15 protein-coding genes are annotated in these 14,458 nt (G+C 60.7%); 6 read left to right on the top strand and 9 right to left on the bottom strand.

Translation table 11 applies throughout. The features are described from left to right. The first annotated feature begins 96 nt into the window (after window positions 1-96). Window positions 97-1,002, top strand: coding sequence for a hypothetical protein (locus BHV64_RS03435; RefSeq protein WP_044054435.1), 906 nt, complete (start codon window positions 97-99; stop codon window positions 1,000-1,002). Window positions 1,003-1,075: 73 nt separating this feature from the next. Here the strand turns inward: BHV64_RS03435 and BHV64_RS03430 are convergent, their stop codons facing one another. The 8 genes from BHV64_RS03430 to BHV64_RS03395 form a co-directional block, all read right to left on the bottom strand. Continuing rightward, window positions 1,076-2,311, bottom strand: coding sequence for a glycosyltransferase family 4 protein (locus tag BHV64_RS03430; protein ID WP_015547267.1), 1,236 nt, complete (start codon window positions 2,309-2,311; stop codon window positions 1,076-1,078). 6 nt (window positions 2,312-2,317) lie between these two features. Then, entirely contained in the window at window positions 2,318-3,517 is a 1,200-nt protein-coding gene (locus BHV64_RS03425) for a glycosyltransferase (RefSeq protein WP_149887615.1), read from the bottom strand. Between the two features lie 121 nt (window positions 3,518-3,638). After that, entirely contained in the window at window positions 3,639-3,797 is a 159-nt protein-coding gene (locus BHV64_RS03420) for a DUF4295 domain-containing protein (RefSeq protein WP_015547265.1), read from the bottom strand. Between the two features lie 12 nt (window positions 3,798-3,809). Beyond that, on the bottom strand, window positions 3,810-3,992 hold the full coding sequence (gene rpmG / locus BHV64_RS03415; RefSeq protein ID WP_015547264.1) for a 50S ribosomal protein L33: 183 nt from the start codon (window positions 3,990-3,992) through the stop codon (window positions 3,810-3,812). A gap of 16 nt (window positions 3,993-4,008) precedes the next feature. Then, window positions 4,009-4,242, bottom strand: coding sequence for a 50S ribosomal protein L28 (gene rpmB / locus BHV64_RS03410; RefSeq protein WP_022062508.1), 234 nt, complete (start codon window positions 4,240-4,242; stop codon window positions 4,009-4,011). 196 nt (window positions 4,243-4,438) lie between these two features. Further along, window positions 4,439-5,680, bottom strand: a complete 1,242-nt coding sequence (locus BHV64_RS03405) for a competence/damage-inducible protein A (protein ID WP_276770312.1) — start codon at window positions 5,678-5,680, stop codon at window positions 4,439-4,441. An 8-nt stretch (window positions 5,681-5,688) separates the two neighbouring features. Next, complete coding sequence (locus tag BHV64_RS03400) at window positions 5,689-6,870, bottom strand: quinone-dependent dihydroorotate dehydrogenase (protein ID WP_118406795.1); 1,182 nt, start codon at window positions 6,868-6,870, stop codon at window positions 5,689-5,691. Window positions 6,871-6,984: 114 nt separating this feature from the next. Beyond that, on the bottom strand, window positions 6,985-7,980 hold the full coding sequence (locus BHV64_RS03395; protein ID WP_015547260.1) for a 4-phosphoerythronate dehydrogenase: 996 nt from the start codon (window positions 7,978-7,980) through the stop codon (window positions 6,985-6,987). 92 nt (window positions 7,981-8,072) lie between these two features. Here BHV64_RS03395 and BHV64_RS03390 point away from each other — a divergent pair, with 92 nt between their 5' ends. The 4 genes from BHV64_RS03390 (at window position 8,073) to BHV64_RS03375 (ending at window position 12,704) form a co-directional block, all read left to right on the top strand. Next, entirely contained in the window at window positions 8,073-9,113 is a 1,041-nt protein-coding gene (locus tag BHV64_RS03390; RefSeq protein WP_288115559.1) for an agmatinase family protein, read from the top strand. A gap of 12 nt (window positions 9,114-9,125) precedes the next feature. After that, window positions 9,126-10,523 carry a Na+/H+ antiporter NhaA gene (nhaA, locus tag BHV64_RS03385; RefSeq protein WP_229108372.1) on the top strand — a complete coding sequence of 466 codons (1,398 nt, stop codon included), beginning with the start codon at window positions 9,126-9,128 and terminating at the stop codon, window positions 10,521-10,523. A gap of 122 nt (window positions 10,524-10,645) precedes the next feature. After that, entirely contained in the window at window positions 10,646-11,350 is a 705-nt protein-coding gene (locus BHV64_RS03380; protein WP_217727670.1) for an FKBP-type peptidyl-prolyl cis-trans isomerase N-terminal domain-containing protein, read from the top strand. A 241-nt stretch (window positions 11,351-11,591) separates the two neighbouring features. After that, the gene (locus tag BHV64_RS03375) at window positions 11,592-12,704 is read left to right on the top strand and encodes an FKBP-type peptidyl-prolyl cis-trans isomerase N-terminal domain-containing protein (protein WP_288115558.1); all 1,113 of its coding nucleotides are present in this window, start codon (window positions 11,592-11,594) and stop codon (window positions 12,702-12,704) included. A 119-nt stretch (window positions 12,705-12,823) separates the two neighbouring features. On the opposite strand, the gene BHV64_RS03370 is transcribed toward BHV64_RS03375, so the two are convergent. Beyond that, a complete protein-coding gene (locus BHV64_RS03370) occupies window positions 12,824-13,186 on the bottom strand; it encodes a DUF3127 domain-containing protein (protein ID WP_015547255.1) in 363 nt (120 codons plus the stop codon). 352 nt (window positions 13,187-13,538) lie between these two features. Here BHV64_RS03370 and BHV64_RS03365 point away from each other — a divergent pair, with 352 nt between their 5' ends. Beyond that, window positions 13,539-14,414: an endonuclease/exonuclease/phosphatase family protein gene (locus BHV64_RS03365; protein ID WP_044054431.1), complete on the top strand. Its 876-nt coding sequence runs from the start codon at window positions 13,539-13,541 to the stop codon at window positions 14,412-14,414. Window positions 14,415-14,458 lie beyond the last annotated feature (44 nt).

Genomic DNA, 14,458 nt, shown 5'->3' with positions numbered 1-14,458 from the left:
AAAGGTTCCGACTCCTAAAAGTGTCGTCGCGACGCCGAAGATAACAAGAAAGTTTGAAAAAAAGCGTTATATTTGTCGTATATACCTGTATTGATAATGATGAAACGAACCATTCTGTTGTCGCTCGCAGCGTTGTGCTGCGCCCTGACGGCCGCCGCGCAGGACCTGATCGTCAAGACCGACGCCGCGAAAATCGAAGCCAAAGTGATCGAAATCACGCCCGAAGCGGTGCGTTACAAGCGTTTTTCGAATCCCGACGGTCCGACCTACGTGCTCCCCGTTGCGCAGATCCATTACATCCAGTATGCCAACGGCGAAAAGGAGTATTACACCAAAACCATTCCCGCGACGCCGCTGACTCCGGCCACTCCGACTGTTCCAGCCACCCCGGCCACTCCGGCTGTCCCGGAAGCGCCGGCCGTGCAGCCTGTTTCCGGAGGCCGGTACGTGCTCAAACAGTACGAAATCGGCGAACTCTACGACCAGAACGGCATCCGGGGAGTGATCTGCCAGCTTTCGGACGACCGCCAGCACGGACTGGTCGTATCGCTCGATGAAATCTACCTTCACTGGAGCGAGTTCCGCAAGCCGGACCTGCGCCTTGCGGGCGCCGACAACCGCACCGACGGGGTGGCGAACATGGAGAAGGTGGCGCAGTACATCGCTGCGAACAACCTTTCGTGGGACGATTTCCCGGCTTTCAAATGGTGCCGCGACAAGGGTGAAGGCTGGTATCTGCCGGCCATCGACGAACTGCTGACCATCGGCCACAACTACAACGGCGGCACCCGCGTACAGAACAACCGCCAGGCCCGCAACAAGTTCAACGATGCGCTCAAGGACGCCGGCGGCAAACGCATGGACCGCCTGGTCTACTATTTCTCCTCGACCGAGATGGACGAGAAGAACGCCTACACGACCCATATGGGCATCGAGCCTCCCTATGTGATCGAAATTCCGAAATACAACAAGTTCCTCGTGCGCGCCGTGCACAAGTTCTGACGCTGCGCGCAAAGACCGCAAAAAGACGGAGCGTCCGCATCGGACGCTCCGTCTTTTTTGATGCCGGTGTCGGTCAGATGCTTTCGATCAGCGTTCGCAGTTTCGGAATGATAATCTCCCAGTCGTAGTGTTCGCGCACATAGGCCGGGCCTTTTTCGCTCATTGTGCGCCGCAGTTCCGGATCGGAGAGCAGTCTGTGCAGTTTTTTGCGGAAGTCGCGGCCGTTATTATACCACAAGCCCGCGCCGCTCAGACGGCAATGGTCCTTCATCACCTTGCTGCGCCCGTTGACCAGCAGCGGTATGCGGCTCTGCATCCCTTCGAGCATCAGTAGCGAAAGGCTCTCCATCGGCGACGGGTTGACCATCACCGTGGCGTGCCGGACGATTGCGGTTTTTTCCTCGTCGGAGACATAGCCCGTGAAAAGAATGTCCGGCGAGTCGAACTTTCGGATCTCGTTTTCGAATCCGCCGACCAATACCAGTTTGGCGTCGCCGCCGTATTTTGCCTTGCAGCGCAGGAAGTAGGGCAGCAGTTTGTCCACTTTGGCTTTGGAGACGCGCCCCAAATAGAGCACGTATTCATCCGGAAGCTCGTATTTTGCCTTTACGCCGCTCCACTCTGCCTCCGGGGCCATTTCGATACCGCAGCCGACGATGCTGTTCGGGGCCAGGAACCGTCCGAAAACGCTGCGGCACAATTGCCGTTCGGCTTCGGTGTTGAATGCGATATGCCGTACCCGGGTGAACATCGGGGCGTTGATGCAGTAATAGAGCGGCTTGTCCGGGTGCGCCATCGGGATCAGCAGGCTTTTTTCCGGAGCGACGACCGATCCCAGAACCGCTTGGGGCGTGTAGAAGTTCGCGAAGATGAACGCTGCATATTCAGCCTTGTGGCTTTCGATATAACGCAGCAGGCCCGGGGCATGGGTCGCTGTCGATTCGTAGAAAGGCCGTTCGTTTTCAATCCCCGATTTCCACTCCGGGTGCAGGAAGGAGGCCGCTCGCAGCAGGTTCAGCTTTTTCAGGTATTGCCGGATACGGCGTGCGGTCTTGTATTTTTTGCGGAAGGGCCTGAATTGCTCCTGGTCGATGGGCTGCGGCTTGAAACGGCGTATGGTGACGCCGTTCCAGGAACTGACACCTTCCGTGTAATCCTGATCCGGGTGGTTGAAAGCCCGGATGGTCGTGGTCAGCACTTCGACCTCGTAATAGGGCAGCAGCCGTTCAGCAAGCATCTGGCAGTGAACTTCTGCGCCGCCGTTGATATTTTCGCCGTAACGGACGATGATGAATGCTATTTTTTTCATAATGAGTTATAACTTGCCGAACAGCGCGAGCCACTCTTGGCCGATGCATTCCAGATCATAGCGCTCTGCGGCCTTGTAGCAGTTTTCGCGCATTCGTTTTTGCAGTTCCTCGTCGGCCAGCGCGCGGTTCAGCAGTTCCGCATATTTGCGCAGACTGTATGCCGGGACCATGATTCCGCATTCCCCGTCGCAGGTGATTTCCCGGATGCCGGAATACGAGTCGAACGACACCGGAATGGCCCCGTACTGCTGCCCCTCCATCAGGCACATGGGCAGCCCTTCGAAGTTTGAAGTCAGGCAGACGAAGGTGGCCCGGCGGTAGAAGGGCGTGACATCGTATTGATAGCCTGCGAATTCAATCCGCTGCAATTTCAACCTGCGGGCCTGCTTCTCCAGATCGCCGCGTTCTTCTCCGTCGCCGACGATCACCAGCCGCCATTCGGGATTTTGCTGCTCGATGCGCTTCCATATTTTCAGCAGCCGGTCGATGCGTTTGTGACATCGCTGGAATCGTCCGGCGTAGAGAACGATCTTCTCTTTGGGCGTTTTCGCGGGTTCCTGTGTCGGCAGCATCGGATTGAGCATCGCGGTAAGGCGTTCGCGGGGGAAATCGCAGCCGGGAAGTCCCGACCGGCGGATCTCTCGTTCGAATTCGTCGCTGTAACCCGGGCATAGCGTCACGAACCGGTCCACGTTCGAGAGCACCCGGATGTACAGTTGGGCGTAACGTTGTTCGAGTTTGCGGGTTAGCCGGTAGGCGGGCTTGCGCAGAAGTGCGTATTCCAGCCTGCGCGTCAGTGTGGGGCGGGGGATCTCCGACGACTTCTTGTGCTTCAGGTCGTATACCTCCCAGAATGGCGTGTTGTGCAGGCAGAAAATGATTTTGGCCGTGGTGCGCGTCCGGATCTGCTCGAATGCGATGTCGGTGGTTGCTTGTATGAACAGGACGTCTGCCCGCTCTGTTTTCAGCGATTCGCAGAGAAAGTCGGTATTTCGGGCTCCCGAAATCCGTTTGGTGTCGGGCAGCGGACGGATGTCGAAGATTTTTCGCAGTTCTTCGGTAAGCAGTTCCGCATTCGGCTTCCAGGTATAGAGAAGTACTCTGAAGCCGTGTTTGGCAAAGAAGCGGCCCAGGTTGCAGGTTACGACTTCGGCGCCGCCTGCCGGGAATGTATAGTGATAAAAGGCGATGGTTTTGACCTGCATACTCGGAATTTAATGTTCAAAAGTAATAAATTATTTTGATATGCGCGACCGGCGGGGCTGAAAACACAAAGGGCATCCCGAAAGATGCCCTTTGTATTTAAGAGTCGAACTCTTAAAATACTTATTTCTTCTCCTCGAAGAAAGCCTTTACCTGGTCGTTGGCGATGACGCCTTCCTTGAACATGTAGGAACCGGTCTTCTCCGACTTGACCATCTTGATGCACTTGGTGAACTGCTTACCCGTGCCGGTTTTCAGTGTTGCGACTACTTTCTTTGCCATAGAGCTTCTTTACTATTTGATTTCACGGTGAACGGTAACCCGCTTGAGGAACGGATTGTACTTCTTGCGCTCCAGACGGTCGGGGGTGTTTTTCTTGTTCTTGGTGGTGATGTAACGGGACATTCCCGCAACGCCGCTCTCTTTTTGTTCGGTGCACTCGAGGATGACCTGAACTCTGTTGCCTTTCTTTGCCATTTGTTACTCGTTGTTTTTAGTACACGCTTTTGGGTGCGGCAGCTTCGCGCAGAGCGGCTGCGAGCCCTTTCTTGTTGATTGTTTTCATGCCGGCAGCGGATACCTTCAGGGTAATCCAGCGACCCTCCTGCTCGGACCAGAAGCGCTTGGTTTTCAGATTGGGACTGAATTTGCGCTTGGTCTTGTGGTGCGAGTGCGAGACGTTATTTCCCACGATCGCCACCTTGCCTGTGATTTCGCAAACTTTCATTGTTTGATTATTTTTGGTTAAAACCCGATTAAGGGAGTGCAAATATACAACCTTTTCGGCAAATAGCAAAAGCGGCCGTCTTTTTTTTCGGCCGGAGTGCTTATTCGGCCCGCATTTGCGCCATTCTGCGGGGATCGTCAGCGGAGACCGCGCTCCGGGGGGGCATGACGGGCGGTTCGTTCGTGGCTGGAGGCGTTTAATTTCCGTTCAGGCAGTCGCGCAGCAGGCCGATGGCGAAGGCGCTGGCGCGGTCGATGATCTGTCCCCGGTCGGTTCCGCACTGTTTGAGGATTGCGACCGTCTCCCGGGGTGTCGCCACGGCGATCCACACCGTGCCGACGGGCTTTTCCGCCGAGCCGCCCGAAGGTCCTGCGATTCCGGTGGTGGCCATGCCGTAGTCGGCGCCTGCCGTGCGGCGGACGCCCTCGGCCATCTGGCGGGCCACCTGTTCGCTCACGGCGCCGTAGCGGGCGATGTCCGCGGGGTTGACGCCCAGCAGTTCGGCTTTTGATTCGTTGCTGTACGACACCACGCCGCAGAGGAAATAGGCCGAAGCGCCGGGCATGGCCGTGAAGCGCGCGGCGATCGAGCCGCCCGTGCAGCTTTCGGCTGTGGCGAGCGTCAGGGAGCGTTCGGTGAGTATTTTGTGCACCACCTCCTGCATGGTGGCGGTTTCGAATCCGATGATGTTGTGGGGGATGATCCTGCGCAGGGCCTCGAACCGGCTCTCGATTTCGCGGGCGACGCTTTCGCCCTCCACCTCGTAGGCCGACAGGCGCAGGCGCACCGCGCCCGGATTGGGCAGGTAGGCCAGTTTCAGGTACGGGGGCAGGGCGTTTTCCCACGCTTCGATGCGCTTGGCGAGCATCGACTCGGGCAGTCCGGCGGTGATCATCGTGCGGTGGACGATCTGCCGCAGCGCGAAGCGGGTCTTCAGGCGGGGCATCACCTCGTCCTCCATCAGGTGCTCCATCTCGAACGGCACGCCCGGCAGCGAGACGACGACGTGCCCGTCGCGCTCGAACCACATGCCCGGGGCCGTGCCGTGGGCGTTGAACAGCACCGTGCAGCACGCGGGGACCATCGCCTGCGAACGGTTGAGTTCGTTAAACTCGATGCCGCGTTCGGCGAGCATTTTCTCAACGTGCCCGGCCACCCGTTCGTCGTAGCGCATGTCGCTGCGGAACATCTCCGCGAGGGTCTTTTTGGTGATGTCGTCCTTCGTGGGGCCGAGTCCTCCGGTGATGACGGTCACCTCCGAGCCGGCGAGGGCGCGCTCCGCGGTTTCGATGATTTGCGTGCGGTCGTCGCCGATCGAGATTTTCTCGCGGACCACGATGCCCGCCGCATTGAGGTGTTTGGCGATGGAGACCGAATTGGTGTCGACGATCTGCCCGATGAGTATTTCGTCGCCGATGGTGATGATGGTTGCCTTCATGTGTGGGGTTATTTTTGTCCGGACCCGGGGCGGCGTTCCTCTTCCGATTCGCCGTCGGATGCCTTCCCGGCGGTCCCGACGGCCTCCGGGGCGGATGCTTCGGGGTTTTCCCCGTTTTGCACGGACTCCCCGGCGGCGCGCATGGCGGCCGGCTTTTCGGCCGCGGCGATCAGTTCGCGGCACACCGCTTTGACCATTCCGGGACCGTTGTAGACGTATCCGGTGTAGAGTTGCACGAGGTCGGCCCCGGCGTCGAGCATCGCCCGCACGTCGCCGGCCGACATCAGTCCGCCGACCCCGATGATGGGGTAGGTTCCGCCCGAACGGGTGTGGACGCGGCGCACGATCTCCACGGCGCGGTGCGTGAGCGGTGCGCCGCTGAGGCGTCCGCTGCCGATCTTTTCGAGCGTCGTACGGCTCGTGTGGAGTCCTCCGCGGCTGTGGGTTCCGTTGGTGGCCACGATCCCGTCGAGCGGCGTTTCGAGCAGCACGTCGGTGATCTGGTCGATCACCTCGTCCGACATGTCGGGCGAGATTTTGAGCATGATCGGCCGGAACTGGTTCTGCCCGCGCCGGAAGTCGAACAGCGGGTTGAGTATCTGAAGGATATGTTCGCGCGTGTGCGTCGTGCCTTCGCGGCAGGCGTTGTCGCAGCTGATGTTGACGGTGAAATAGTCCGCATACTGGTAGAGGCTGCGGAAGAGTTTGAGGTAGTCCGCCGGAGCGTTCTCGGCGGGGGTCGAGGTGTTCTTGCCGATGTTGCAGCCCACGATCACGCCGTCGTGCGGGCGCCGCAGGTGGCGAATGGTGGCTTCCAGTCCGCGGTTCGCCAGACCGATGCGGTTGATGATGGCATTGTCCTTCGGGAGGCGGAAGACCCGCGGCCGCGGGTTGCCCGCCTGCGGACGGGGCGTCACGGTCCCCACCTCGACGAATCCGAATCCCAGCGCGGCCAGTTCGCGGAACGCCTCGCCGTTGTGGTCGAATCCTGCGGCCAGCCCGATGGGGTTGGCGAAACGGATGCCGAACACCTCGCGTTCGAGCGCCGGATGCTCCACGGCGTAGCATTTGCGCAACAGCCAGCGGCCGCCGGGTATCAGCCCGATGATGCGCAGCAACAGCAGCACCGCGTGGTGGGCCTGCTCGATGGTAAGCGAGAAAAGTACGGGCTTTATGACTCTCCGGTACATGGTTCTTAACTGATAATCGCGGGCAAAGGTAATTAAAAAAGGGCGAATTCGCTAATAAAAAGCAGGTTTCGCCTTTTTCGGACGCCGGAGCGTGCGCAATCCGCGCCGTTCGTGCTAAAAATATTCGCGGCGGTAGGCGTAGTGGTCGCGCATGGATTCGAAATCCCCGGGCCGCTCCTTGAGGCTGCGGCTTTCGGACGCGATGTCGTACGCCCCGCCGATGGTCCGGCAAAGTTCCTGCCAGGAGATCGGCCGCCGGCGCGCCGGGGCGGCCTGTGGCGGATACCACCCTTCGAGCGGCAGGCCGAAACGGCGGGCCAGCGAGGCGACGGACATTGCCGTGGCGTTGGCCTTGCCCTGCTCGGAGTAGCCCGCGATGTGGGGTGTGGCGAGCAGCGCGTTTTCCAGCAGCGCCGGATCGAGGTGCGGTTCGTGCTCCCAGACGTCGAGCGCCCAGCCGAGACCGCTCCGGAGCAGGGCCTCGCCGTCGACCACCTCCCCGCGCGAGGAGTTTATGAGGATGGCGCCGGGTTTCATCAGGCCGAACAGCCGGCTGTCGGCCATGTGGCGCGTCGAAGCGTCGAGCGGCGTGTGGAAGGTGAGGATGTCGGCCTCGCGGGCCACCTCCTCCAGCGTCCGGAATCCGCACCGCTCGCGCTCCTCGCGCGGCGGGTCGCAGCAGACGACGCGGAATCCCCACCCTTCGGCATACGCTTTCACGAGCGATCCGACGTGTCCCACGCCCACGATTCCCAGCGTGCGCTCGGCGGGCTGCCAGCCCTGCGTGCGGGAGAGGTGGACGAGCGCCGCGCCGACCCATTGCAGTACGCCCCGGGCGTTGCAGCCCGCGGCCGTCGTGACTTCGATGCCGTGCGCCGCGCACCACGCCGTGTCGATGTGGTCGAAGCCGATGGTCGCCGTGGCGATCAGCTTTACGCGCGAATCCGCCAGTAGTTTTTCGTCGCACCGCGTGCGGGTGCGGATCACCAGCGCGTCGGCGTTGCGGACGTCGGCGGCCGAAATCGCCGTTCCGGGGAGGTATTCCACCTCGGCGAACGGCTCCAGAACGCCCCGCAGAAAGGGAATGGCGCTGTCGGCAATGATTTTCATGGTAACGGGTGCTTTTTTCGTTTTTCGTCTTTGAGCAAACAAATATAGGTAAAAAATAAAAAATGCGTACCTTTGCAATTCAAAAGCATGTTATGGAACAGAAAAACTTCGATCCGGACGGGGTCGGCGTGGACAACGGAACCTATTTCGGACTTCCGTTCGCTCCCGAAACGGCGGAACTGGTGCTGATCTCGGCGCCGTGGGACGTGACGGTCTCCTACGGGGCCGGAGCGGCTTATGCCCCCGACGCCATTATCGAAGCCTCGACGCAGCTGGATTTCCACGATCCGCTGGCTCCCGGCGCCTGGCGCCGCGGCATCGCCACGGCCGATGTGGACTATTCGCTGCTGGAGTCTTCGCAGCGTCTGCGGGCCGACGCCGCACGGGTGATCGACCACCTCGAAGGAGGCGGCTGCCTGGAGGACGACTATGTCGTGCGCAAGGTCCGCCGTGTCAACGAGGGGTGCATGTCGATGAACGCCAACGTCGGGGCGCAGGCTTCGCGCTGGCTCGATGCGGGCAAGACTGTGGGGCTGGTCGGCGGCGACCACTCGACGCCCTACGGGCTGATCCGGGCGCTGGGCGCGCGCCATGCGGCGTTCGGCATCCTGCACGTCGATGCGCACTGCGACCTGCGCGATGCCTACGAGGGGTTTGAGTTTTCCCACGCCTCGATCATGTTCAACGTCCTGCGCGACGTGCCGCAGGTGACGAAGATCGCCCAGGTCGCCGTGCGCGACTTCAGCGAGTCGGAGGCTGCGCTGGCCGCCTCGTCCGGGCGCGTCGCCACGTTCGACGACCTTTCGCTCGCGGCCGCCCTTTTCCGCGGCGAGACGTGGGATGCGCAGTGCCGCCGCATCGTCGACGCGCTGCCGCAGGAGGTCTACGTGAGTTTCGACATCGACGCCTTGACCTTCGAAAACTGCCCTCACACCGGAACGCCGGTTTCCGGCGGCCTTACGTTCAACCAGGCCGTCTGGCTGCTCGATACGCTCACCCGCTCGGGACGCCGTATCATCGGTTTCGACGTGGTGGAGGTGTGCCCCGCGCCCGACGAGCGGATCGACGCCATCACGGGCGCCCGCATGCTCTGGAAACTCTGCGGGCAGACCCTCAAGTCAAACGAATCATAAAACGACCGATAGATGCGACTTTTTTCGATGTACCGCTGGGTTCGCCAGCGACACATGATGGGGCTTCGGGGCCGCAACTTCCTGGAAGCGCCCTGGGCCGGAGGCGTGGTGCTGCTGGTGTGCGTGATCGCCGCCATGCTGCTGGCCAATCTCCCCGCGACCAAACTCTATTACCACCACCTGCTGGAGACCGACCTCTCGCTGATGATCCATTCCCCGGACGGTGTGATCGACTGGATTTTCCCGCGGGGCATGACCGTCGAGAAGTTCATCAACGACGGGCTGATGGTGATTTTCTTCTTTGCCGTGGGGCTTGAGATCAAGCGCGAGATCGTCTGCGGGCAGCTTTCGTCCGCGCGCCGGGCCATCCTTCCGGTGCTGGCCGCAGCGGGCGGCATGCTGGTCCCGGCGATTTTCTTCACGGCGTTCAACCACGGCACGATGGCCGCAAACGGCTGGGGGATCCCCACCGCCACGGACATCGCCTTCGCCATAGGCATCCTCTCGATGCTGGGCAACCGCGTCCCCGTGTCGCTCAAAATCTTCCTCACGGCGCTGGCCGTCGCCGACGACCTGGGGGCCATTCTGGTCATCGCGCTTTTCTATGGCGGCAAGGTGCAGATCACCTGCCTGCTGGTGGCGCTGGTCATCATGCTGGGGGTCTACTTTATGAAGCAGATGGGCGAGAAGCGCATGTTCTCCTATCTGGTCCCGGCCTTCGTGGTCTGGGGGCTGTTCTATTACTCGGGCGTCCACTCGACCATCTCGGGCGTGGCGATGGCGCTGCTGATCCCGATGGAGCCGCGTTACAGCAAGGAGTATTTCGCCCATAAGATGCGATGGCTCAATGCGCTGATGCTCCGCGCCGCCTCGCACGAGGACTTCCCCAACGAGGAGCAGCGGTTCTACCTGCGGCGCATGCACGACCTGTCGTCCAACTCGGTGGGCATGAGCTACCGTCTGGAGCACGGACTGGCGCCCTACGTCACGTTCCTGATCATGCCGGTCTTCGCGCTGGCCAACGCCGGCGTCGAGATTACGTCGCTCGAATACCTCAATATTTTCCACTATTCGCCCGAAATCGGATCAATCGGCATGGGCGTCTTCTTCGGTCTTGTCCTCGGCAAGCCGCTGGGCATCTTCCTTGCCAGCTGGGGAGCCGTGAGGACGGGTCTTGCGGAGCTGCCCGAGGGGGCGACGTGGCGCATGCTGCTGGCCGTGGCCTGCCTGGGCGGTATCGGGTTCACGATGTCGCTGTTCGTCGATTCGCTGGCCTTCACCGACCCCGATCTGGTCGACCGCGGCAAGATCGCGATCCTGATGGGTTCGCTGGCCGCCGCCGTCGTGGGGTGCCTGCTGATCCTGATCTTTTCGGGAAAAAACCGCCGGACCCGGCAGGGCGGGCGGTAGGCATCCGCCGCGCAGGCGGCGTTTGCCGGAAATGGCGTCCGGTCCGGACCCGTGCGGCCGGAACAGATTTATTTGCTTCTGCCGGTGCCTTGCACTATCTTTGCAAAAAAGATTCGATAATGATGAAAAAGACCTTCCCGATCCTCCCGGCCCTCGTGCTGCTGGCCGGAGCCTGCTCGAAAAATTCGGGCGGAGGCGGCGTGAAACTCCGGAACGATACCGATTCGGTGGCCTACGTCATCGGCATGAACGTGGGCGCGAACCTGCTGAAAATGGATTCGACGATCAATGTGAACGCCGTTTGCGAAGGCATCCGCGACATGTTCCGCGGCAATCCCAGACTCTCGGCGGCCGATGCCGAGACGTTCTATCTGAGCTACGTGAACTACGCCCTTCCCGAGAAGGCGCGCGCCTATGAGGAGCAGTTCCTCCTCGACATCGCCAAGTCGAACCGCTCCTATGCCCGCACGTCGTCGGGCGTGACCTACACCGTTACGGACGTCGGGGATCAGAATCAGGTTCCCACTTCCGAGCGCGACAGCGTGGCCCTGCGGTGGGTGATCCGCACGGCGGCGGGCGACGAGATCGCCTCCTCCTACGAGCGGGGCGATACGGTGCGTTCGCTGGTCCGCAACCTGCGGCGCGGGGTGCAGGAGAGCGTGAAGCTCATCGGCAAGGGCGGCAAGATCAACGCCTGGATGCCTTCGTCGGCAGCCTACGGCGCCGAGGGCGACAAGGAACTGGGCGTGGCTCCCAATGCGACGCTCTATTTCGAGATCGAACTCGTCGACCTCGACAAGTATACGACCCGGTCGCGGCGGCGTTGACGGTCCGTCCGGCGCCGCCGGTTCCGCGGCCGGATCGTCCGGCCCGGGGATTTCGCCAAAATAGTTGCTCGGAATCATTTCGTTAACAAAATTTTTATATCTTTGCGGGGAATAAGCCCGCGCTTTGATAGGCGGCGCCTCGGCAGAGCCGGATAAATTCGCCTCTGCTCCCGGTTTGCACTGTCTTTGCGCGTGCGACGGCGACAATATAAAGGAAACATCAAACATAGTGAAAACAACAATGAAAAAAATCTTTTTTGCTGCGGCGCTCGCGGGTGCCGCAATGCTCGCCTCCTGCGGAGGAAACAAGAGCGGGGTACAGCTGGGCAGTCTGTCCGAGTTCGACTCTCTGTCGTATTCGCTCGGAGCCAACATCGGTTATGGCATGAGCTACGAAATGAAGGATATTCCGTTCGATTTCAAGGCTGTGGACAAGGGCGTCCGGGAAGGCGCTCTGGGCAAGGCCACCCAGGAGCACGACAAGTCGCTCGATATGCTGTGCGAATATTTTATGACCAAGCGCGGCGAGCGTGCGCAGGCCGTGGCGCAGAAGCGCGCCGAGGCGGACAGCGTGCGCCTGGCCGGCGGCGACACGACCAAGGTGGAGTATCCCGCGGCCGATCCCGACATGTTCGAGAGCGAGGAGGAGCGTACCGAGATCTCCTATGCCTTCGGTAACAACATCGGTTACAACATCGCACAGAGCGGCATGCCCATTCAGCTGGTCTGGATCGGCGAGGCCATGCAGAACGTGCGCGACAACAACGCCAAGATGACCGAGGACGAGGTGAACCAGTACTTGCAGTACTACTTCATGGTGAAGCGTCCGGCCGAGAACGCCGAGGCTTCGAAGGCGTGGCTGGAGAAGACGGAGAAGAAGTCGGGCGTGAAGAAGACCGAGTCGGGCCTGCTCTATAAGGTTACCGACGCCGGCGACGCTTCGGTGATGCCCAAGGACCCGCGCGACGTGGTGAAGGTGCACTATACGGGCCGTACCCGCGAAGGCAAGGTGTTCGACACCTCGAAGTTCGCCAACCGTTCGAAGGAGCAGCAGGAGATGATCAAGAAGCAGCGTCCCGATGATTTCGACAAGGACGAACCCGTCGAGTTCCCGCTCAACCGTGTGATTCCCGGATGGACGGAAGGGTTGCAGCTGGTGGGCAAGGGCGGCAAGATCACGCTCTGGATTCCCGCCGACCTGGCTTACGGTGCGCGCGGCGCAGGCCGTGACATCGGTCCCAACGAGGCTCTGGAGTTCGAGGTCGAGCTGATCGACGTCACTCCCTACGTGGAGCCTGCTCCGGCCGATTCGACCGCAACGGCCGAGAAGCCCGAGGCTGCTCCCGCAAAATAGTCGGACCGCGAAAAATGAATCCGGATGTGCGCATGCGCATCCGGATTTTTTATAAATAGGCATCTAAAAAACTCCGGCCTTCGAATCATCGAAGGCCGGAGTTTTTCGGTTGAGTCCGTTTAGAACGGCAGGTCGTCGACCTGTGCGGGCGCAGAGGCGTAGGAAGGCTCCTCGGCGATGGGCGGCATGTCGGGCATCGGGGCCGCCGCGGCCTCCTGTTTGGGTTGCAGACGCCATGCGCGGATGTCGGTGTACCAGCGGCCGTTGTATTCGCGCGACTCGATGTTGACCGAGACGTTGTAGGTCGAGCCCTCTTTCAGACGGGCCACGTCTTCGGGCTTGTTGAAGAACGTAACGCAGATTTTGCGTGTGAAAGAGCCTTCGTTCATTTCGAAAACCACATCCTGACGCTGCCACTCACCGCGTGCCGACGTTCCCTTCGTCACGGGCAGTATTTTGTAAACGGTTCCTTCGAATTCCATAGTGTAAATAGGGTTTGTTTGCGGCAAAGGTAGCAATTTTCCGGGACATTCGGAGCCTTTCCCGCGGAAAAAACGCCTGACGTCCGAAGATCGGCGGATGCGGCGTTTCTGTCCCGGAACCGCGGCGTGCGCCCCGTTCCGTTCGGCTCCGTCGGAGGTTCGGCCCTTTCTTTTTGCTGTCTGTTGCAGTGGCCTGCGGCCCGTAATCCGTATAAAAAAGCAGGACCCGGTTTGCTTTTTTTGCTTTTTTTGAATTATCTTTGGTGCTGTAATGATATTTTTTATTTGTCGGAGCGTTCTGCCGGACTGTCCGGTTTCGGCTGCGTCCGGCGTGTTGGCACCTTTGTCCATGATGAAAAAACTACTGCTTTTTGTTGCGCTTCTCGGCCTCGCGCTGCCCCTGCGGGCGCAGGACGACAAGGCGCTGGCCGCCGCCGCTGCGAAGGCCGACCTGAAACTGATGTCGTTCAACATCCGCTATTACAAGCCCGGCGCCGACGGCGACAACGGCTGGGTTGCGCGGCGCGCCGCCTGTCTGGAGATGATCCGTGCGGAATCGCCCGACGTCATCGGCTTCCAGGAGCCGCACCGGCCGCAGATCGACTATCTGAAGGTGAACCTCCCCGAATACGCCGAGGTCGACATGGGACGCGACGCCGCGACCGACATCGAGAAGAAACCCGACGGCGGCGAGCATCTGATGATCATGTACCGCCGTTCGAAATACATCCTGCTCGACAGCGGGTTTTTCTGGATCAGCCCCACGCCCGAATGCCCTTCGCGGGGCTGGGACGCCATGTGCCGCCGCGTCACGGTGTGGGTGCAGCTCAAGGACCGGAAAACCGGAAAGGAGTTCTTCTATTTCGACACCCATTTCGATCATATCGGCAAGCAGGCCCGCGCCGAATCGGCCCGGATGATGGTCGCCCGGATGAAGCGGATCGCCGGTGAGAAGGCCGCCGTCTTTCTCTCGGGAGACCTGAATACGACCTACGACAACGCCCTGCTCGACCCGCTGAAGGCGTGGATGCAGTCGGCGCGCCATGCGGCCCCGGTGACCGACGAACTGCCGACGTTCAACGACTTCGGCAAGCGTTCGCTGTGGATCGACTTCATTTTCGCCCGCAACGCCCGTGCGCTGGCCTACCGGACCCTTGTCGATTCCGGGCGTTACGGCGTTCCGTTCCTCTCGGACCACAATCCCGTTTACGCGCTCTACAAACTCTGAATCCGCCGGACGGCCGACAAACCCGGATACAACCAAATTCCGAT

The organism is Alistipes sp. 56_sp_Nov_56_25, assembly GCF_001915285.1.
Lineage (GTDB): Bacteria > Bacteroidota > Bacteroidia > Bacteroidales > Rikenellaceae > Alistipes > Alistipes shahii.
This window is presented reverse-complemented; position numbering and strand designations above follow the sequence as displayed.

What these genes read in the sequence shown, in the direction of transcription:
- rpmB (WP_022062508.1), bottom strand. Translation starts at nt 4,242, where the DNA reads ATGAAAGTTTGCGAAATCACAGGCAAGGTGGCGATCGTGGGAAATAAC.
- BHV64_RS03365 (WP_044054431.1), top strand. Translation starts at nt 13,539, where the DNA reads ATGAAAAAACTACTGCTTTTTGTTGCGCTTCTCGGCCTCGCGCTGCCC.
- BHV64_RS03395 (WP_015547260.1), bottom strand. Translation starts at nt 7,980, where the DNA reads ATGAAAATCATTGCCGACAGCGCCATTCCCTTTCTGCGGGGCGTTCTG.
- BHV64_RS03435 (WP_044054435.1), top strand. Translation starts at nt 97, where the DNA reads ATGATGAAACGAACCATTCTGTTGTCGCTCGCAGCGTTGTGCTGCGCC.
- rpmG (WP_015547264.1), bottom strand. Translation starts at nt 3,992, where the DNA reads ATGGCAAAGAAAGGCAACAGAGTTCAGGTCATCCTCGAGTGCACCGAA.
- BHV64_RS03380 (WP_217727670.1), top strand. Translation starts at nt 10,646, where the DNA reads ATGAAAAAGACCTTCCCGATCCTCCCGGCCCTCGTGCTGCTGGCCGGA.
- BHV64_RS03425 (WP_149887615.1), bottom strand. Translation starts at nt 3,517, where the DNA reads ATGCAGGTCAAAACCATCGCCTTTTATCACTATACATTCCCGGCAGGC.
- BHV64_RS03405 (WP_276770312.1), bottom strand. Translation starts at nt 5,680, where the DNA reads ATGAAGGCAACCATCATCACCATCGGCGACGAAATACTCATCGGGCAG.
- BHV64_RS03375 (WP_288115558.1), top strand. Translation starts at nt 11,592, where the DNA reads ATGAAAAAAATCTTTTTTGCTGCGGCGCTCGCGGGTGCCGCAATGCTC.
- BHV64_RS03400 (WP_118406795.1), bottom strand. Translation starts at nt 6,870, where the DNA reads ATGTACCGGAGAGTCATAAAGCCCGTACTTTTCTCGCTTACCATCGAG.
- BHV64_RS03420 (WP_015547265.1), bottom strand. Translation starts at nt 3,797, where the DNA reads ATGGCAAAGAAAGTAGTCGCAACACTGAAAACCGGCACGGGTAAGCAG.
- BHV64_RS03430 (WP_015547267.1), bottom strand. Translation starts at nt 2,311, where the DNA reads ATGAAAAAAATAGCATTCATCATCGTCCGTTACGGCGAAAATATCAAC.
- BHV64_RS03390 (WP_288115559.1), top strand. Translation starts at nt 8,073, where the DNA reads ATGGAACAGAAAAACTTCGATCCGGACGGGGTCGGCGTGGACAACGGA.
- nhaA (WP_229108372.1), top strand. Translation starts at nt 9,126, where the DNA reads ATGCGACTTTTTTCGATGTACCGCTGGGTTCGCCAGCGACACATGATG.
- BHV64_RS03370 (WP_015547255.1), bottom strand. Translation starts at nt 13,186, where the DNA reads ATGGAATTCGAAGGAACCGTTTACAAAATACTGCCCGTGACGAAGGGA.